This is a genomic window from Marinobacter sp. EVN1, assembly GCF_000475375.1.
Lineage (GTDB): Bacteria > Pseudomonadota > Gammaproteobacteria > Pseudomonadales > Oleiphilaceae > Marinobacter > Marinobacter nauticus.
Genome location: NZ_AXCB01000045.1, coordinates 96994 through 116547 on the forward strand (window position 1 = coordinate 96994; position 19554 = coordinate 116547).

The 19554-nt window shown below is 58.8% G+C and carries 18 protein-coding genes; 11 read left to right on the top strand and 7 right to left on the bottom strand.

Going from position 1 to position 19554, the window contains the following annotated elements:
• Positions 1-16 precede the first annotated feature (16 nt).
• Together Q674_RS35195 and Q674_RS35200 are read left to right on the top strand one after the other, a co-directional pair.
• Positions 17-1192 carry an MFS transporter gene (locus Q674_RS35195; protein WP_022993217.1) on the top strand — a complete coding sequence of 392 codons (1176 nt, stop codon included), beginning with the start codon at positions 17-19 and terminating at the stop codon, positions 1190-1192.
• A gap of 40 nt (positions 1193-1232) precedes the next feature.
• Positions 1233-2324, top strand: coding sequence for a DUF3524 domain-containing protein (locus tag Q674_RS35200; RefSeq protein WP_023009470.1), 1092 nt, complete (start codon positions 1233-1235; stop codon positions 2322-2324).
• On the opposite strand, the gene Q674_RS35205 is transcribed toward Q674_RS35200, so the two are convergent.
• Entirely contained in the window at positions 2321-2725 is a 405-nt protein-coding gene (locus Q674_RS35205) for an acyl-CoA thioesterase (protein WP_011787037.1), read from the bottom strand. The genes Q674_RS35200 and Q674_RS35205 overlap by 4 nt on opposite strands.
• Before the next feature lie 192 nt (positions 2726-2917).
• On the opposite strand from Q674_RS35205, the gene Q674_RS35210 reads away from it, so the two are divergent.
• The 6 genes from Q674_RS35210 (at position 2918) to Q674_RS35235 (ending at position 9545) form a co-directional block, all read left to right on the top strand.
• Positions 2918-3970: a substrate-binding domain-containing protein gene (locus Q674_RS35210; RefSeq protein WP_036149910.1), complete on the top strand. Its 1053-nt coding sequence runs from the start codon at positions 2918-2920 to the stop codon at positions 3968-3970.
• A gap of 141 nt (positions 3971-4111) precedes the next feature.
• On the top strand, positions 4112-5500 hold the full coding sequence (gene pstC, locus Q674_RS35215; protein ID WP_011787035.1) for a phosphate ABC transporter permease subunit PstC: 1389 nt from the start codon (positions 4112-4114) through the stop codon (positions 5498-5500).
• Positions 5493-6767: a phosphate ABC transporter permease PstA gene (gene pstA / locus Q674_RS35220; protein WP_011787034.1), complete on the top strand. Its 1275-nt coding sequence runs from the start codon at positions 5493-5495 to the stop codon at positions 6765-6767. Before pstC ends, pstA begins: the two co-directional genes overlap by 8 nt.
• A gap of 11 nt (positions 6768-6778) precedes the next feature.
• Positions 6779-7666: a phosphate ABC transporter ATP-binding protein PstB gene (gene pstB / locus Q674_RS35225; RefSeq protein WP_023009471.1), complete on the top strand. Its 888-nt coding sequence runs from the start codon at positions 6779-6781 to the stop codon at positions 7664-7666.
• Between the two features lie 31 nt (positions 7667-7697).
• Positions 7698-8420, top strand: coding sequence for a phosphate signaling complex protein PhoU (phoU, locus tag Q674_RS35230; protein WP_011787032.1), 723 nt, complete (start codon positions 7698-7700; stop codon positions 8418-8420).
• Positions 8421-8522: 102 nt separating this feature from the next.
• Positions 8523-9545: a CNNM domain-containing protein gene (locus Q674_RS35235; RefSeq protein WP_011787031.1), complete on the top strand. Its 1023-nt coding sequence runs from the start codon at positions 8523-8525 to the stop codon at positions 9543-9545.
• A gap of 64 nt (positions 9546-9609) precedes the next feature.
• Here Q674_RS35235 and Q674_RS35240 read toward each other — a convergent pair whose 3' ends face one another.
• From Q674_RS35240 to mnmH, 5 genes are all read right to left on the bottom strand, one after another.
• The gene (locus tag Q674_RS35240) at positions 9610-9975 is read right to left on the bottom strand and encodes a histidine triad nucleotide-binding protein (RefSeq protein WP_011787030.1); all 366 of its coding nucleotides are present in this window, start codon (positions 9973-9975) and stop codon (positions 9610-9612) included.
• 36 nt (positions 9976-10011) lie between these two features.
• Positions 10012-11307 (bottom strand): FAD-dependent monooxygenase, encoded by a 1296-nt coding sequence (locus tag Q674_RS35245; RefSeq protein WP_023009472.1) that lies wholly within the window; start codon positions 11305-11307, stop codon positions 10012-10014.
• Positions 11308-11384: 77 nt separating this feature from the next.
• The gene (locus Q674_RS35250) at positions 11385-11942 is read right to left on the bottom strand and encodes an aminoacyl-tRNA deacylase (protein ID WP_014422884.1); all 558 of its coding nucleotides are present in this window, start codon (positions 11940-11942) and stop codon (positions 11385-11387) included.
• A 161-nt stretch (positions 11943-12103) separates the two neighbouring features.
• Complete coding sequence (locus Q674_RS35255) at positions 12104-12937, bottom strand: mechanosensitive ion channel family protein (protein WP_011787027.1); 834 nt, start codon at positions 12935-12937, stop codon at positions 12104-12106.
• A 133-nt stretch (positions 12938-13070) separates the two neighbouring features.
• Positions 13071-14174 (bottom strand): tRNA 2-selenouridine(34) synthase MnmH, encoded by a 1104-nt coding sequence (gene mnmH / locus Q674_RS35260; protein ID WP_023009473.1) that lies wholly within the window; start codon positions 14172-14174, stop codon positions 13071-13073.
• 114 nt (positions 14175-14288) lie between these two features.
• On the opposite strand from mnmH, the gene Q674_RS35265 reads away from it, so the two are divergent.
• Positions 14289-14945 carry a 50S ribosomal protein L11 methyltransferase gene (locus Q674_RS35265; protein WP_011787025.1) on the top strand — a complete coding sequence of 219 codons (657 nt, stop codon included), beginning with the start codon at positions 14289-14291 and terminating at the stop codon, positions 14943-14945.
• Positions 14946-15408: 463 nt separating this feature from the next.
• On the opposite strand, the gene Q674_RS35270 is transcribed toward Q674_RS35265, so the two are convergent.
• On the bottom strand, positions 15409-15813 hold the full coding sequence (locus Q674_RS35270) for a teicoplanin resistance protein VanZ (protein WP_023009474.1): 405 nt from the start codon (positions 15811-15813) through the stop codon (positions 15409-15411).
• A gap of 95 nt (positions 15814-15908) precedes the next feature.
• Here Q674_RS35270 and cysZ point away from each other — a divergent pair, with 95 nt between their 5' ends.
• Together cysZ and rapA are read left to right on the top strand one after the other, a co-directional pair.
• On the top strand, positions 15909-16658 hold the full coding sequence (gene cysZ / locus Q674_RS35275; RefSeq protein WP_011787023.1) for a sulfate transporter CysZ: 750 nt from the start codon (positions 15909-15911) through the stop codon (positions 16656-16658).
• Between the two features lie 18 nt (positions 16659-16676).
• The gene (gene rapA, locus Q674_RS35280) at positions 16677-19538 is read left to right on the top strand and encodes an RNA polymerase-associated protein RapA (RefSeq protein ID WP_023009475.1); all 2862 of its coding nucleotides are present in this window, start codon (positions 16677-16679) and stop codon (positions 19536-19538) included.
• Positions 19539-19554: the final 16 nt, after the last annotated feature.

The following is a 19554-nucleotide window of genomic DNA, read 5'->3' on the forward strand; positions in this document are numbered from 1 at the left end:
CCGCAAAGACAATAATATGACCAGCCTACTGCAACGTTATCCTTTGCCAGTCATTGTGCTAGCACAATTGTTCGGCACCTCCCTCTGGTTCAGTATCAACGGGGTCTGGCTATCCCTTTCAGCCGAACTCGGGTTAGCGGAATCGGATCTGGGCCGGCTTACGCTGTCTGTTCAGGCGGGTTTTATTGCCGGTACGCTTGCTCTGGCGGTGACCGGCCTGGCGGATCGCTTCGGCGCCAGCCGCATCTTCCTTATTTCGAGCCTGCTGGGCGCACTGGCGAACGCCGGCTTTGTAGCGGGGGCCGGGGTGTTTCCACTGGACAGCTTGTTCCGGTTCGCTACCGGCCTGTGTCTGGCCGGAATCTACCCCCTCGGTATGAAGCTGGTGATTGCCTGGACACCCAAATATGCCGGCGCCGCCCTGGCCTGGCTGGTGGGTATGCTGACCCTGGGCACCGCTTTGCCACATCTGATGCGAGGGGCGACAGCAGGTATGCCCTGGGAGTGGCCACTGTTTGCATCGTCCTGTCTGGCGCTACTGGGCGGGCTGTTGGTGTTTCTGCTGGGTGACGGGCCGCACCTGCCCAAAACCAGCGGGCGGCTTCCCCTGAGACAGGGCTTGTCGGCTTTACGCCTGCCCCGGTTCCGGGCCGTGGCCGGTGGTTATTTTGGCCACATGTGGGAGCTTTACGCCTTCTGGACGCTGGTGCCGCTGTTGATCGGGCGAGAACTGCAGCGCCTGGGACAGGGTGATGCCTTGATCCCCTGGTTGTCGTTTGCGGTGATCGGTATGGGTGCCGCTGGATGTATTGGCGGCGGCCGGATCAGTCGGACTCGGGGCAGTGAGTGGGTTGCCCGGCGGGCGTTGATGGTGTCCGGGGCATTGTGCCTGCTCTATCCCTGGATGAACGGGCTGCCACCGGAGTTGTTGCTGGCGGTGCTACTGGTTTGGGGCGTCGCTGTGGTGGCCGATTCCCCGCAATTCTCCGCGCTGGCTGCAGTCACGGCCCCGAAAGAAACCGTTGGCTCATCTCTGGCGGTCATGAACGCGGTCGGCTTTGGCCTGACCCTGCCGGCCATCTGGCTCACCAGTGGGCTCTGGAATGCCTGGGGGGGTTGGGTAGCGTTGCTGCTTTTGCCGGGACCGGTGTTCGGCCTGTGGTCCCTGAGCCGGGGGAAGTCCGAGGCCTGATATACTTGCCGATTACTTCGACCTCCTGCTTTGGACCGTCATGACCCAACGCATTCTGTTATTGTCCGCTTATGATGCTGCCAGTCATCAGCGCTGGCGCGAGCAATTGGTCGCCATGCTGCCCGATTATCATTGGCAGACGCTGGCGCTTCCGCCCAGGTTCTTCCAGTGGCGGATTCGAGGTAATCCGGTGAGCTGGCTGGATCAGCCCTACCTTGAAGAATCCTGGGACCTGGTCATTGCCACTTCCATGGTTGATCTGGCCACCTTGCGCGGGCTGCATCCTCGAATCGCGAACACCCCCTGTCTGCTTTATATGCATGAGAACCAGTTTGCCTTTCCGGTCAGCGATCAGCAGCGGAGCCGGGTGGAGCCGCAGATGGTCAATCTCTACAGCGCTCTGGCCGCCGATGCGGTGGTCTTTAACAGTGCCTGGAACCGGGACAGCTTTCTGCAGGGCGTCGAAGACTTTCTCAACAAGATGCCGGATGCGGTGCCTTGCGGGGTGATAGAAACGCTCAGGGAAAGGTCTTCGGTGCTGCCGGTGCCGATTGAAGACCGCTTGTTTATCGAGCAGCCACGGTCCGTGAACCGGGAACGGCCGCATCTGTTATGGAATCATCGCTGGGAATACGACAAGGGGCCCGACCGGTTGTTCGGCCTGCTGGAACAGCTGGAGCAGCGCAAGCTGGACTATCGCATCAGTGTGGTGGGTGAAGGCTTTCGCAGCCGCCCGCAAGCCTTTGACCGGATTTACCAGCAATTTGCCCGCCGCATTGAACACTGGGGCTTTCTGGAACACCGGCAAGATTACGATCGGCTGTTGCGCAGTGCCGATATTGTGGTGTCGACGGCACTGCACGATTTCCAGGGCCTGGCGATGCTGGAGGCGATGGCATCCGGGTGCTTGCCGCTGGCACCGGACCGGCTGGCCTACCGGGAATATGTGCCGGCAGACTGCCGATACCGGAGCCTGGACTCTGACCCCGGCGGGGAAGCCCTGGCGGCGGCTGAACAGCTGGCACGGCTGTTAAAGCAATCTCCCGAGCCGAACCCGCCACAAGGCTGGCGGGCGTCAGAACTGGCCCCGAAGTACCAGGCGCTGGTTCAGCAGTTGATGGCGCGGACTTAGTGGTTCTGCTCCGGGACTTCCCGGATGCGCCCATGCTCATCAATCGCCACGTACACAAACAGCCCTTCAGTCACCTTGCGGGGTGTCTTGGAGGCGCGGTCCAGTGTCCAGACTTCCACGTTGATTTTCATGGAGCTGCGGCCGATGTCCACCAATTCACAGTAGCAGCCCACCTGGGAGCCCACACGCAAGGGTGACAGAAACTCCATTCTGTCCATCGCGACGGTGGCATTACGGCCCTGGGAAATGCGACCAGCCATGGTCGCTGCCGCAATATCCATCTGTTTGACCAGCCAGCCGGCGAAGACGTCGCCGTTGGCATTGGTGTCTGACGGCAGTGGCACCACCTGCAGCATCATCTCGCCCCGGGGGGCCGGTTTGTCATCATCGTACGCAGTCATCAGGATCGCCTGTACAGCTTGTGAGTTGTTTTCTGTGCATGGTAACGGGCTGGCGCGGGGCTGCAAGAAAATTTGAACAATGACAGCTATATTTCAAAAGCTGTAACAAAGTTGTCACAGAGTGCCCCTAGGATGCAGTCATCGGTAAAGCAGATCCGACACAACGTCCAAAGTAAATAATGGAGACTCGACGTGATGAAACTGAACAAAGCACTTGCAACCGTTGCGCTGGCCGGCTCTGTTGCCGCCCTGTCTGCACCGGCCATGGCCCGTGACACCATCAGCATCGTGGGCTCTTCCACCGTGTATCCGTTCGCTACTGTGGTAGCCGAGCGTTTTGGTGCCAACACCGATTTCCCGACACCCAAGCTGGAATCCACTGGTTCCGGTGGCGGCCTGAAGCTGTTCTGTCAGGGCGTAGGCACCCAGCACCCGGACATCACCAACGCTTCCCGTCGTATGAAGCCGTCCGAGTTTGATCTGTGCCAGAGCAATGGCGTGAAGGACATCACCGAGTTCCGCATTGGTTCTGACGGCATCGTGATCGCCAGCTCCAAAGAAGCCGAAAATCTTGAAGTAACTCTGGAGCAGCTGTTCCTGGCGCTGGGTAAAGAAGTACCCAACCCGAAAAACGAGAATGAGCTGATCGCCAACCCGTACAAGAACTGGAGCGACATCGATTCCAGCCTGCCGAACAAGCCGATCCGTGTGATGGGGCCGCCTCCGACTTCCGGTACCCGTGACTCCTTCAACGAGCTGGCTCTGCAGGGCGGCTGTGAAGACCTGCCTGCAGTTGCCAACATGAGTGAAGATGACATGGAAGGTGTGTGTCAGAGCATTCGCGAAGACGGCGCTTTCATCGAAGCGGGTGAGAATGACAACCTGATCGTCCAGAAGCTGATTGGTGATACCGGCATGTACGGCGTCTTCGGTTACAGCTTCCTGGAAGAGAATGCTGATCGTCTGCAGGCTGCTACCCTGAACGGGAAGGTGCCAACTGCCGAAGGTATCGCTGCCGATGAGTACCCGGTTGCCCGTTCACTGTTCTTCTACGTGAAAAAAGCCCACGTTGGTGTTGTTCCTGGCATCCAGGAGTACGCTCAGGAGTTTACCGGCATGGGCGCCATGGGCCCGAATGGCTACCTGAAAAGCGTTGGTCTGATCGTTCCGCCGCGCGATGCGCTGATGGATCTGCAGGAGAAGGCTGAAAAGATGCCTAACCTGACCAAAGACGAGCTGATGTAAGCGCGGACTACCGCGAGTAGTGAGCGAAAGGGTGCGGCTCTGAAGGGCCGCACCCTTTCGCACGTAAGATAGTTGAAAGTGCGAATTGGTTTTTTACGCTTTACACTTGTGACCTGCTAAACGTGTCAAACAGGAATTTTCATGCAACCGGCTAACCTCATGCTATTGGTCATTGCCTTCGTGGTGGTGGCTTATGGTCTTGGATATGCCCGCTCCCGCTCATTGGCCATGCCGATGGGTGGTATCCGGCATCTCAAATCCCTGCCGTTCTATTACGGTGCCCGTGCTGCGCTCTGGTGCGGCATTCCGGCACTGATTGTGCTGGCACTGTGGGCGGCATTTCAGGGTAAAGTCATTCAGTTGCTGGTGATCGGCTCCCTGCCACCAGACCTGGTGCCGGAAGGGGCAGGGCAAGCCAGTCTGCTGCTCAGCAAAATCAGCAACGTGGCCAGTGGCGCCCTGCCTCCGGGCTTTGTCGAGGCTCCGATTGCCGAGGCAGCCGAGCGGTTGCAGGCTTTGCGTGCTCAAAGTCGGCTCTACATGTCGGTTCTGGTTGTTGCCGTTGCGGTGCTGGCCGGCTTTCTGGGCTGGATCCGGATCAGCCCGAAGCTGAATGCCCGGAGCCAGGTTGAAACCACCCTGAAATGGATCTTTTTCGCCTGCGCTGCGCTGGCGATCCTCACCACGGTTGGCATTGTCTTTTCGGTTGCCTTTGAAACCTTCCGTTTCTTCCAGAAGATTTCCTTCTTTGAGTTTTTCTTCGGCACCCAATGGAGCCCCCAGACGGCGTTGCGCGCCGATCAGGTGGCAGCCGAGGGCGCCTTCGGGATGGTGCCCCTGTTTACAGGCACGCTCCTGATCTCTGCCATTGCCATGGTGGTTGCGGTACCGGTAGGGCTTTTATCGGCCATCTATCTGTCTGAGTATGCCAACAAGCGGGTACGGGGTATTTTCAAGCCGCTGCTGGAAATGCTGGCGGGTATTCCGACTGTGGTTTACGGCTTCTTTGCCGCCCTGACGGTGGCGCCGTTTATCAGTGATTTTGCCGCTTCCCTGGGTATCAATGCGTCTTCCCAAAGTGCCCTGGCAGCCGGTGGGGTGATGGGCATCATGATTATTCCTTTCGTTTCCTCTCTTTCCGACGACGTTATCAACGCCGTGCCGCAAACACTCCGGGATGGTTCGCTGGCACTCGGCGCCACCCAGTCCGAGACCATGAAAAAGGTTATCTTTCCTGCGGCGTTGCCCGGGATCATGGGCGGGATACTGCTGGCGGTATCCCGGGCCATTGGTGAAACGATGATTGTGGTGATGGCTGCAGGCCTGGCGGCGAATCTGACCGCTAACCCGCTGGAATCGGTGACCACCGTAACCGTGCAGATTGTCACCCTGCTGACCGGTGACCAGGAATTCGACAGCGCCAAAACTCTGGCCGCCTTCGCCCTGGGTGCGATGCTGTTCCTGGCCACGCTCCTGCTTAACGTTATTGCTCTGAAAATTGTCCGCAAATATCGGGAACAGTATGACTGATCAACGTTCACAGGCGGAACTTGTCCGCCAGTCACTCAAGCGCCGTTACCGCAAGGAGCGCCGCTTCCGTGCCTATGGTATCGCTGCCATCGCCATTGCCCTGTCGGCTCTGGTGATCCTGTTTGCCGATATTATTGGCAAGGGCCATACCGCCTTTATCAAAACCACCGTTACCCTGGAGGTGGATATCGACGGTGAGGCCATGTATCTGGACGACGCGTCCGACGAACGCCAGATGAAAATGGCCGACTTTGTCGAGCCCTTGATCCGCGCCTTGATGAAAGAAATCCCGGAAGCCGGGGAGTCGGACAGGGACGATGTCCGAGATCTGATCAACCCCTATGCCTCCAATCAGCTGCGGGATGCGCTTCGGGAAAACCCGGAGTTGCTTAATACCACCCAGACCATGACCTTCCTGTCCCATACCGATGTGGATGTGTACGTCAAACATGCCGGGGATGAGAACTACTCCATCAAGCTGAACGAGAAGCAGCAGGCGTGGGTAGATACATTGTACGAGCGCGGCGTGGTGGATACCGGTTTCAATGACGTGTTTTTCAGCCGGGGCGATTCCCGGGATCCGTCCCGTGCCGGCATTCTCGGGGCGATTGTTGGCTCTTTGCTGACCATGGTTGTGACTCTGGCGCTGTCGTTCCCGATCGGGGTGGCTGCGGCCATCTATCTGGAGGAGTTCGCGCCCCAGAACAAACTGACCGACTTCATTGAGGTCAACATCAACAACCTGGCGGCGGTACCCTCGATCATCTTCGGTCTGCTGGGTCTGGCCGTGTTCATCAACCTGTTCGGCATGCCGCGTTCGGTGCCAGTGGTGGGTGGTCTGGTACTGACCCTGATGACCCTGCCCACTATCATTATTTCCAGCCGTGCGGCGATCAAGAGTGTGCCGCCTTCCATCCGTGAGGCGGCCGAGGGCATCGGTGCCTCCAAGATGCAGGTGGTGTTGCACCATGTGCTGCCGCTGGCCATGCCGGGCATGCTGACCGGTTCCATCATCGGCATGGCCCAGGCCCTGGGAGAGACTGCGCCCTTGCTGTTGATTGGCATGGTGGCCTTTATCGTGGATGTGCCCGATGGTTTCTTCGATTCCGCCACGGTATTGCCTGTACAGGTGTTCCTGTGGGCCGGCAGTCCGGAGCTTGCCTTTATCGAACGAGCGTCAGCAGCCATCATGGTGCTGCTGACTTTCCTGATTGGAATGAATGCATTGGCCATCTGGCTTCGTAAGCGTCTTGAGCGCCGGTGGTGAGGAGGAGTTTTATGAATACCCTGAATACAACGGTAACCAGTGAGGCTGATGTGCCCGAAGAGAAGGCCATTCCGGTGCAGGACGAACGACCGGCAGAGACAGTGATTGAAGAGGGTAAAACGGTCGGAACGCCGTTTGCCGACGATCCCAAGTTCAAGTTGCGCAACGTCGAGGTTTTCTACGGTGAAGACCGGGCCATCAAGAACATCAGCCTGGATATTGCCCGTAACGAGGTGATTGCGTTTATCGGGCCGTCGGGCTGTGGCAAGTCCACCTTCCTGCGTTGCCTGAACCGCATGAACGACAGCATCGACATCTGTCGGGTCAGGGGCTCGCTGCAGCTGGACGAGCAGGACATCTACGATTCCAAGCGGGATGTGGTGGAGTTGCGTGCCCGAGTGGGTATGGTGTTCCAGAAGCCGAACCCGTTTCCCAAGTCGATCTACGATAACGTGGCATATGGCCCACGCATCCATGGCCTGGCCAATCGCAAGTCCGATCTGGATGACATTGTAGAGAACAGCCTGCGCAAGGCGGGGCTCTGGAACGAAGTAAAAGACCGTCTGGATGCCACCGCCACCGGGATGTCCGGTGGCCAGCAGCAGCGGCTGTGTATTGCCCGCGCGATTGCCGTGAGCCCGGAGGTGGTGTTGATGGACGAACCCTGTTCCGCACTCGACCCGATTGCTACGGCCAAGGTTGAGGAGCTGATTGCGGAGCTGTCCGAGAGCTATACCATTGTCATTGTGACCCACTCCATGCAGCAGGCGGCCCGGGTTTCCCATCGCACCGCCTACTTCCACCTGGGCCACCTGGTGGAAGTGAACGAAACCGACAAAGTATTCACCTCTCCGGAACATGAGCTGACGGAGTCATACATTACCGGCCGTTTCGGCTGATGCATGTTCGGGGATAACGGAGACAGACACTATGCCTAATAAAAAGGACGACGTTTACGGGGATCACATTTCCCACAAGTTCAATGATGAACTGATGGAGCTGAAGACCCAGTTCCTCAAGATGGGTGGAATGGTGGAAACCCAGGTTGAAAGGGCAGTGCAGGCCCTGGTCGATGGCGATAGCCACCTGGCGGAGGAAGTGCGCGCCAACGACAAGAAAGTCGATAAAATGGAAGTGGACCTGGACGAAGAGGCTACCCTGATCATCGCCCGTCGTCAGCCCACTGCCCGGGACCTGCGCCTGGTAATTTCGGTGATCAAGATGGTGGCGGATCTGGAGCGGGTTGGAGACGAAGCCAAGAAGATTGCCAAAATGGCCATCAAGCTGGTGGAGGAAGGTCAGGCACCCCGCGGTTACGTCGAAATCCGTCACATTGGCAACCACGTGCTGACCATGCTGCATGATGCACTGGATGCCTTTGCCCGGCTGGATTCCGAGCAGGCACTGCGGATCATGAAAGAGGACAAGCGGGTGGATGAAGAGTACCAGGCTGCCGCCCGTACCCTGCTGACCTTCATGATGGAAGATACCCGCAATATTTCCCGCTGCATGTCAGTGATGTGGGTGCTTCGTGCCCTGGAAAGGGTGGGGGATCATGCCTGCAACATTGCTGAGAACGTGATCTTCATGGTCAAGGGCGAAGACGTTCGCCATACCCCGATGGAGGAAGCGGAACGGGTGGTTGGCCGCTAATCCCGGGTGGCTGGGAACGGCTGCTTTCGGTGGCCGTTTCCGCTCTTGTCCCTGCCCGCAGTTGCGCTATCATGGCGGGGACAAATTCATTTCTGAGGCCCTATGATTCTCCTTGTCGCATTCGCGATTATCTCCATCGGCTTTTCATTTCTCTGTTCTATTCTCGAAGCAGCCCTGCTGTCTATCACGCCCAGTTACATTGCGTCCCTGAAAAATGATCGGCCGCAACTGTTTGCACGCTTGCGCCGGCTCAAGGATGAAATCGACGATCCGCTTTCCGCGATCCTGACCCTCAATACCATTGCCCATACGGCCGGCGCTACCGGCGTTGGAGCCCAGGTGGCGGTTGTCTTCGGTGAGGTCTGGCTGGGTGCGGCGTCAGCGGCGATGACCCTGGCGATCCTGATCTTTTCGGAAATTATCCCGAAAACCATCGGCGCCAAGTACTGGCGTGTGATCGCCCCTTCGCTGCCGGCGGTGCTGGGATTCATGATGAAAGCCCTGCTACCTTTTGTCTGGCTGTCGAAGCAGGTTACGCGCAGGATTGCCCCGGGTGACGGCGATACCGATATTCGCGCCGAAATCAGTGCGCTGGTAGAGATCGGCCGTGATCAGCAGGCTCTGGATGAGGAAGAGCGCCGGATTATCCACAACGTACTTCGTTTCCACGAGATCAAGGTCAGTTCCGTCATGACCCCCCGTACGGTGTGCAAATTTATCGATCCGGACACCACCGTGCCGGAATTCCGGGAAAAGGTGATGAAGTCGCCGTTTTCACGCTACCCGATGATTGATGAAGACGGGGAGACCCTGGGGTACGTGCATCGGGCAGACCTGATCAGCATGAGCGACGATGACGACCTGCAAAGCCGGCTGCGCCAGATCAAACAGGTAAAGGCCAACACCAACATCGAGTTCCTGTTTTCGGAAATGCTGCGGGAGCGCCAGCACATTGCGGTGGTGTACGACGAGCTGGGAACCTGGCTCGGGGTGGTGACTCTGGAGGATATTCTGGAAACCCTGCTGGGTACGGAGATCATGGATGAGACCGATAATGTCTCCAACCTGCGCCGCTATGCCAAACAGCGTTGGAGCCGACGATTGAAGCGGTCGGCCGTGCAGTAATCAAAAAGGGCAGCCTCAGTGCTGCCCTTTGTCATTCTGTGCGACAAGTCTGTGAGAAGGATGCTTAGGCCTGTTTCATCTTGTCGGTGTACGGCGGCCAGCCCAGGGGTTTGCCGGCGAGCAGATGCAGGTGAATGTGGAACACGGTCTGGCCGGAATTCTCACCGCAGTTCATCACTACCCGGTAGCCATCGTCGGCAAAGCCCATGTCTTTGGCCAGCTTTGCCGCCACCCAGTAAAGATGGCCGACCAGCTCACGGTCGTCTTCCCCAATGTCATTGATGGTGGCAATGGCTTTCTTCGGAATGATCAGCAGATGCACCGGGGCCTGTGGATTGATGTCCTTGAAGGCCAGGCTGATGTCGTCTTCGTACACGATGTCGGCGGGAATTTCCCGGTTGATGATCTTGGTGAAGATGGTTTCAGACATAACGGCTCCTTGTGTCGAGTAAATGCGCGTACGCCACTATAGGCCACCCAGGCCGGGCAGGCGATTAACGATTTGTTGAATCGGCGCGGGCAACTGTTCATCCAGGCCCATGGCGTAGCGAGCGACGCGATTGCGCGCGAACGGCAGTACCCGGGCAGCGCCAAGCCCGAGATTGCGGGCCAGGTGCACTGGCGGAATGGCATTGCTGAACAGGTGGTAGAACAGATCCATGGTCAGCATCATCCGCTGGTTGGCGGGCCGGCGGCGATGTTCATAGAGTTTGAGCCAGTGCGCACTGGCCAGGTCTTCGCCCCCGCGCCGGGCTTCTTTCAGCACGCCCTGCAGGCATTGGGCGTCCTGGAAGCCCAGATTGACGCCCTGGCCCGCCAGCGGATTGATGGTGTGGGCGGCGTCGCCTGCCAGCACCACCCGGTTCTGGTAATAGTGCTTGGCATGCTGGCGGGCGATGGGAAAGCTGGCCCTGGCGTCAATGTGGGTCAGTTCCGGTAGTCGTTCGGGGAAATGCTGCTGGATCTCAGCCATCAATTGCTGTTCGCCCATGGCCTTGAGTTCGTCCAGTCGGGCCGGGTGGTCGTACCACACGAGGGAGGCCCAGCTCTCTCCAGGGTGCTGCTCGCCAGCGCTGTGCAGGGGCAGGAAGGCCCTGGGGCCGCTGGGGTAAAAGCCCTGCCAGGTAATGTCTTCCACATTGCCCCGATAGCGCACCGAGATCACCAGGGCCTGCTGTTCGTACTGATCCCGGGTAACACCGATACCCGCTAACTCCCGCACCCGGGACATAGCGCCATCGGCGCCGACCACCAGCTGGGCCTGCAACTGGCTGCCATCATCCAGGGTCACCGTGGCGTACTCTGTGCTCTGGACCAGGTCCCGAACGCTGTGGCCTGTGATCAGGGTGACGTCAGTTTCCGTTTCGGCAGTTTGCCACAGAGCCAGTTGGGTAATGCTGTTCTCAACGATATGGCCAAGATGCGGCGCGCCCAGGCTGTTGGCGTCGAATTCCACCTCAGTGAGGCTTCGGGGCACCAGTCGTTTGAGCGGATTTGGTGTCTCGTCCCAGACCGCCAGGCGGCAATAAGGGGTAGCGCGCATGGCCAGTATTCGTGGCCAGGCACCCAGGCTGGCCAGATAGCGCTTGCTGCCGGCACTGAGGGCAGATACCCGGATATCCGGGTGGCTGTCTGGCTGATAGGGGGCGGGGGAAGCCTGGTCGATCAGGGCCACGCGGATGCCCTGCTGGCCCAGCCCGGTGGCAAGTGCGGCGCCGACCATGCCGGCGCCTACGATGATGGTGTCAAAGGTCTGTGTCATATCCGGTTCCTGTCTGCTGGCCTCAGTTTACGCGATGCCGTGCTGCAGACAAGCGACCGGGGTCAATCCCGGGTGGATCAGTAGCCGGCCATGGAGGTAGCCGGTGTCTCCTCCCGATTGCCGGAGCGGCGGGGGTTGCGGACCAGCCAGGCCGGTTTGCGGGCGCCCGGACGGGTGAAGCCCTGGTTGATAACCATGGGTTGTACCAGACTCAGGAAGTCCCGGGTGTTCATGTGAATGGATTCGCTGTGGCTGCCGGCGGCAAAGGCCAGTTCCGGTTGCTCGGTTAAAGCCTCGGCGCAGTAAACGCTCATGCCAAAGAGGTTGCCAAACGGCGGCATGGCGCCCACTTCGCAATCGGGGAAGCGATCCTGAAAGGCTTGTTCGTCGGCCAGGTCGACAAAATCGGTGTCCAGAATCTTGCTCAGTCTGTCCCAGCGAATACGCCAGGTGGCCGGCATCACCAGCATGGCCATTTTGCCATCGAGTTCGATAATGACGGTTTTGACTACCCGATCTCCGGCGATCTTGACGTGATGGGCAAGTTCCTGTGCGGTAAAGGCTGGGGGGTGAGAGAGGCACATGTAGTCCACACCTGCCTCATCCAGAAATGTTTTCAGCTGCTTTGCCGGCATGTTCACAACCTCCTGACAGCATCGACAGTGTTGTGGAGCCATCCGCCTTTCCCGGGCCGGGCCCCGATGGCAGGCGGGGTTTTTACCCCGCCTTGTCGTCAGCTTAGTTCAGGATACGCACTTTGCGAGTTACCGGATGTTTCCATGTGAAACGGTTCCGTTTAATCAGCCTTGTACATGTGCACGTCCCGTTGAGGGAAAGGAATCGAAATGCCCTCGGCGTCGAAGGCCTTTTTCACCCGCTCCTGCATATCCCAGTAGAACGGCCACAGATCGGCGCCCTTGGTCCAGGCGCGCACCGTCAGGTCTACCGAGCTTTCGCCGAGGGCGCCAACAACGATCAGCGGCGCCGGGTCTTTCAGGGCGCGCTCATCCTCTTCGATCAGGCGTTTGCAGATGGCCTTGGCCTTGTCGATGTCATCGCCATAGCCAATGCCGAAGCTCATGTCGCAGCGGCGGGTTTCGTAGGCGCTCAGGTTGGTCAGGCTGGCGTTGGAAAGCTGGCCGTTGGGGATCACGATCCGGCGATTGTCGAAGGTGTCGACAATGGTGTAGAGGATGGTGATTTCCCGCACCGAGCCCAGAAAGCCCTGGGCATCAATAACATCGCCGACCTTGAAGGGTTTAAAGATAAGGATCAGCACGCCACCGGCAAAGTTGGCCAGGCTGCCCTGCAAGGCCAGGCCCACCGCCAGGCCGGCGGCACCGATGATGGCGACAAACGAAGTGGTAGCGATGCCCACCATGGAGGCGACGGAGATCAGCAGCAGAATCTTCAGAATGGCGCTGATCAGGCCACAGAGAAACTTGTTCAGGGTAGGATCTTTTTTGCCAAGGCGGTTGTCCAGCACCCTGACGAACCGGTTGATCAGCCAGAGGCCGATAATCAGCGTAACAATCGCCAGCAGAACCTTTGGGGCATAAGCCATGATCAGGGCAATGGCCTGATCCGCCCATTCAGAGGCCTGCCCGTTAGCACCGAATAACTCTTCCATAGGGAAAAACTCCTTGATCGTTAATATTTTCTGAGTGAGTTCTTATCGACAAATGACGTGGTTCAGCGGGATTTGTCTGAACCAACTATATAGCAGAGAAAGCTGTACACGGCATTACTGCCAACGCCCAGGATTACGTGCTGGTGCGGGATCTGGCCCACTCGGTGATGACTTCGGGGCCGCCCCGTACCAGTATTTCGCCCTGTTTCTGGGTAAGCTGGTAGTCGTACATGGGGTCGTAGTAGTCGGTCAGCAGGGCCTCAATCCAGCCATGATGCCCTTCCAGGGAGCCATTGGCTTCCTGTTGATCCAGAGCCTGCAGCATCAGGTTACGGAGTTTCTGGTAACGCTCGCCGCCCAGGCGTTTGCGAATGCGGTCGATGGCGCTCAACAGGTAGTCCCGGAAATTCAGCCAGCCGGCGTCTTCACCGTCCCTGGCCCGGTAACTGGCCAGCATGCCTTCAACGTAGTCGGCCCGGATGATGGCAATACGCTCTTCCATGGCCTGTTCCAGAATCAGCAGGGGTGATTCAGACATCCGGGCCCGAAGGGTTTCCGGCAGGGCGCAGCGGCCAATCAGGCGGCTTTCGTCTTCAAGGTAGATTGGCCCTCCCGCTTGGTGCCTGGCCTTGAGCATGGCCACCGCCAGCCGGTTCTCGAAGTCGATCTGGGAGGGTTGGGGAGTTACCTGCCGGCCAAAGCTGGAGCCCCGGTGATTCGCCAGGCCCTCCAGATCGACCGGATTGGGCAGTTGCATCAGTACCCGGGTCTTGCCAGTACCGGTGCGGCCGCTGAGAATCCGGAACTGACCTGATTCGATCTGTGCTTCCAGGCTGTCAATGAGGAAGCGACGCAGGGCCTTGTAGCCGCCTTTCACCAGCGGGTAGTCGATGCCGGAGTCCCTGATCCACTGCTGGGTCAGGCGCGAGCGCAATCCGCCCCGGAAACAGAACAGATACCCCTCCGGGTGTTGTGCCACAAAGCGCTTCCAGGCTTCAATTCGCTGGGCCTTGATGTCGCCGGAGACCAACTGGTGCCCCAGTTCAATGGCCTTGTCCTGGCCCTTTTCCTTATAACAGATGCCCACCCGGTGCCGTTCTTCGTCGTTCATCAGCGGGGCGTTTTCTGCAGACGGGAAGCTACCTTTGGCAAATTCCACCGGCGCCCGGACGTCCATCAGCGGCACATCGTTCAGGAACAGGTTGAGGTAGTCGTCGGTATCGGGTCTGCTGGCCATATCAACGGATCACTGTGATTCAGGGTGAGGCGGCAGTATACCGAACCGGCGATATCCCGGCATCCCGGACAAGGGTACAATCCCACGTCCTTTCAGCACTGGCGAGGGAAAATTATGAGCCCGGATGTTCTCAATCGGCATCTTCAGAAAACACTGAGTCGAGGTCGGGTGGCGGTTTCGGCGCCTGCGGGCTGCCCGGATATCCAGCTGTATCTGTTTGACCCGGGGGTGCTGGATGGACCGTTGAGCCATGATGAAGCCCAGGCTGTGGTGGCCGAACCGGCGTACTGGTCGTTCTGCTGGGCCAGCGGGCAGGTGCTGGCCCGGTGGATTCTGCAGCATCCGTACGTGGTGGCTGGCAAGACCGTGCTGGATTTTGGCTCCGGTTCAGGGGTAGTGGCTGTCGCCTCCGCACTGGCCGGTGCTGCCCGGTCCATAGCCTGCGACATCGACGCGGCAGCGCTGGATGCCGCGGCCGCCAATGCCCGCCTGAACAATGTGGAGATTGATCTGTGTGACGACTGGGCAAACCGGCCCGGGAGCGTCGATCTGATTACCGCTGCGGATGTTCTGTACGACCCTGAAAATCGCCCGTTACTGGCGGCCTTCGAAGCAGCCTCGACCCAAGTGCTGCTGGCGGATTCGCGAGTGAAGGATCTTGGTCATTCCGGTTATGTGCAGCAGGCTGTGATCGAAGCCAGAACCTGGCCGGATCTGAATGAGTTTGAGGAATTCAACAAGGTGAGGATCTATCTGGCCGGCGGTGACTGAATTTTTCTGACCAGAAAAAACAAAGGGCAGCCATCAAGCTGCCCTTGAACAGGTACTGAACCGCCGTCCGGGGCAGTTCAGATTCGGAACAGGTTGGCGCCTCCGTGCGCGATGGGCAACCGCCGTGTTGCCATTCCTTGCTGCCGTTCCCTGGTGCCAGCATCCGAGCCGGCGATCCGATTCGTTATCCCTTAAGCGAAGCGTCCCTGTGTCCCTGCTTCTCCCCGCAGTCCGTGCCGGGGTGCATCCAGTGCGTCGTCCTTTCCCTGTCATCCTTGACGGTGTTCATATTACCAATGCCAGCTTTACAAACGTGTGAACTATGCACGCAGAACGCGTTGCCGAACTCGTCAAGCATGGGAAAGTTGTTACAAATCATTCATTTAGATTTTGGTTTGTAACTGAAGTTACAGACTGCGTACGAGATGTCACAGGGAGTTCCTACAGGCATGTAGGAAATGTCTCACAAGGATTCGGGCGATTTTCGCAAATCCGTTTCTTGAGCCAGTCGAAGTCCCGGCCAAGGCAGCAGGCCAAGCCCGATGCCAACGGCATCCGCTGTCAGATCTGCGAGGGAGAAATCCCGGTACGGCAGGTTGGCTTGCACCACCTCCAGTATCAGGCCGAAAACCAGCAAGGCGGGGGCATACCAAAGCACAGAAAGCCGTGGCCATGCCAGGCGGGTCACCAGGGTGAGCTCCAGAAAGGCAATCAGATGATTGATCTTGTCATTGGGCGCCGCAGGGATGGGGTAACTGTTACTGGTGGTTGCCAGGTAAAGGATGGCTGCAATGGAAACAAACAGCGCTGCCTGCCATAGCCGTCGCATGGCCAGAATGGAGACGATAATGGAACGGATGCGGGGCATAGTGGAATCCGAGAGTCCTCGCGGGCTGTGGGAATGGTTCCGACATGATATGCTTTGCGCCCCGTTATTGTCATGGCAGCGGAGGAACACCAGTAATGCTCAAGGGTAACTTTTTTCGTGGACTGGGCTATCTGGGGGAAGGCTTCGGGCTGATTCGCCAGCCGGGCCTCCGGTTGTTTGTTGTCATCCCGCTGATCATCAACATCCTGCTTTTCGGTCTGCTGTTCTATTTTCTGGCCGAACTGTTCACCGCCATGATCGCTGCGGCCATGGCCTGGTTGCCGGACTGGGCCTGGTTGCAGGCACTCGATTGGCTTTTCTGGCTGCTGTACGGCGTGGTGATTCTGCTGATGCTGGCCTATGGCTTCGTGATCGTGGCCAACCTGATCGGCTCTCCCTTCTATGGTTACCTGGCGGAACTCACCGAGAAACAGCTGACCGGCCAGGAGGTATCTACTGACGATAGCTGGTCCGCCATTATCAAGGACATTCCCCGTGCGCTCTGGCGGGAGGTTCAGAAGATTGCCTATTACCTGCCCAGGGCTTTGGGCTTGTTCATTATTGGCCTGATTCCCGTGGTCAACCTGGTGGCCGCTGTGCTCTGGTTTCTGTTCAACAGCTGGATGATGGCGCTGCAATATGTGGATTATCCGGCCGACAACCACAAGGTCAGTTTTCCGGCTCTGCGCAAGCTGTTGGGAGATACCCGGCTGTCGGCTCTCGGGTTCGGCCTGCCGGTCGCCCTGGCGGCGATGGTGCCGGTGCTCAACCTGTTTGTGGTGCCAGCGGCGGTGTGTGGTGCAACGGCCTATTGGGTTCGGGAAAACGGTTCAAACACTCAGTAATCAGTCATCGGAGGTTTCTTGGAAACATCGGAATTTGTCATCGGCCAGCGTTGGGTCAGCCACAGCGATACTGCCCTGGGTCTGGGTATCGTAACGGACATCTCGGGGCGCAGAGTCACCCTGGGGTTCCCCGCTGCCGATGAGGAGCGCACCTATGCCATCGATAATGCGCCCTTGTCACGGATCGCGTATCAACAGGGCGAGGAAATAGAGACCTTTGACGGTGAGCGCTATACCGTGCGCGCAGTGGAAGATCTCGATGGCGTTCTGGTGTATCACGCCGATGACGGTGAGAATATTCAGCCGATTTCCGAGGTTAAGCTGGCGGGCTCTGTGAATTTTTCCGCGCCTCATCAGCGCCTCTTTGCCGGCCAGTTTGATCGCAACGGTGCCTTCCGGCTTCGAGTCGCCACCCTTCAGCACATGGACCGTCTGCGGGCGTCGCCGGCCCAGGGGCTGATTGGGGCACGCACCCAGCACCTGCCGCACCAGCTTTATATTGCCCACGAAGTGGCACGCCGGCATGCTCCCAGGGTTCTGCTGGCCGATGAGGTCGGTCTGGGTAAAACCATTGAGGCAGGTCTGATTCTTCATTATCAGCTGCAGACCGGTCGAGCCCGCCGGGCGCTGATTGTGGTGCCCGATTCACTGATCCACCAGTGGCTGGTGGAAATGCTGCGGCGTTTCAATCTGCGCTTTTCCATTATTGATCAGGCCCGGTACGACGACCTCAAGGCCGAAGAAGATGATGTCGACGCTCTGGTTAACCATATTTTTGGTGATGACGATGCGGTTAACCCGTTTGAATCTGACCAGCTAGTGCTGTGTAGCCTCGACTTCCTGGTGCGCAGCGAGAAGGCCCGCAAAGACGCAGTGGCGGCGGGCTGGGATCTGATGGTGGTGGACGAAGCTCATCACCTGGCCTGGTCGCCGGAACAGTCCAGCCCGGAATACGATGTGGTTGAGCAGTTGTCCGGTGCCAGCCAGGGCCTGCTGCTGCTGACCGCAACACCGGAACAGATCGGCGTGGCCAGCCACTTTGCCCGCCTGCGCTTGCTCGACCCGGCCCGGTTCCACAATCTGGAGACCTTCCGGGAAGAAGAACAGCACTATGAAGTGATCAATCAGGTGGTCCGGCGCCTGCAGCAGGCGCCGGATACTATCTCAAAAGACGATCGGCAGGCCCTGGCCGGTTGGCTGGGAGATGAGCTGGACGAATTGCTGGCCCGGAATGATGCCCACCAGGCGGTGATTGATGCGTTGCTGGATCGTCACGGCACCGGGCGAGTGTTGTTCCGGAATACCCGGGCCGCCATTCAGGGCTTCCCGGAGCGACAGCCGTTACCGGAACCCCTGCCGTGCCCGGACCTGTATGAACACCATCAATACGGTGTCACCGGGCTGGCGCCCGAGCAGTCAGTGGATGAAGAAGACTGGCTGGCTCAGGATCCCCGGGTGAGCTGGCTGGAGAAGAAACTGGCCAGCCTGCGCCCGGCCAAGGTGGTGGTGATCTGTGCCAAAGCCAGCACGGCCATGGCACTTGAGCATTATCTGCAGTTACGGGCCGGTATTCGCAGTGCAGCCTTCCACGAACACCTTAGTCTGATTGAGCGCGACCGGGCCGCGGCCTATTTTGCCGATACGGAGCAGGGGGCACAGGCGCTGATCTGTTCGGAAATCGGCAGCGAGGGGCGCAACTTCCAGTTTGCCCACCATCTGGTGCTGTTTGATCTGCCGGCTAATCCGGATCTGCTGGAACAGCGCATTGGTCGCCTGGATCGGATCGGCCAGACCGAAGCGATCCGTATTCACATCCCCTATCTTCAGGGCACCAGTCAGGAGGTACAGTACCGCTGGTTCCAGGAAGGGCTGAATGCGTTTGCCGAGAGCTGCGCCGTGGGTGTTGCTGTTCAGGAACATGTTCAGGGCCAGTGGCAGCAGGCCCTGGACGGAGACGAAAGCCAGTTGGAGCCACTGGTGGCGGCCAGTGCGTCTGAGACGGCGCGTCTGAAAGACATATTGCACAACGGCCGGGATGCGCTGATTGAACTGAACTCCTGTCGTGTTGATGAGGCTGAGGCTTTGATCGCCGGGATCGAGGAAGAGGAGAACGCCGCTGAAGTTCGGGACTACATGATTCAGGCTTTCGATATCCTCGGCGTCGACCTGGAAGACCACAGTGAGCATGCGGATATCCTGAAGCCGGGCGAGCAGTTCCAGGCCGGCCTGGTGGCGGAGCTTCCGGAAGACGGGCTGACCGTTACCTGGGATCGTCAGCAGGCGTTGCAGCGCGAAGATATGGCGTTCATGAGCTGGGAGCACCCGATGGTTACCGGGGTGATGGATTCGGTGAATAGTTCCGGTCTGGGCAAGGCTGCCCTGGCCAATCTCTCGGTCAAGGCTCTGCCCCCGGGGACGCTCCTGCTGGAAGCCGTATTCGCGGTGCATTGTCCGGCGCCCGAATCGCTGCAGTTGACTCGGTATCTGCCCGTTTCGCCCCTGCGCCTGGTGGTGGATGTGAATGGCCGGGATCTGTCCAAGGCTCTGCCCCATGAAAGGCTGAATGAGCTTTGTTCCAATATCCGTCGACGCACGGCCCAGGCCATCGTGCCGAAAATCCGGGCCGAGGTGGAAACCATGGTCGACCACGTCGAGACACTGGCGGAGCCGCATCTGTCACCGCTTCGCGAACAGGCGCTGGCGAGGGTAGAAGACAGCTTTATGCCGGAGATTCGGCGTCTGGAAGCACTGCAGAAAGTGAACCCGGCCATCCGCAACGAAGAAATCGACTTCCTGCGCACCCAGCTGGATGCCGCCCGCAGTGCTGTAGAGCATGCGTCCCTGGCCCTGGAAGGTATCCGTGTGATTGTCACATCGTAATGGTGCTAACCGACTG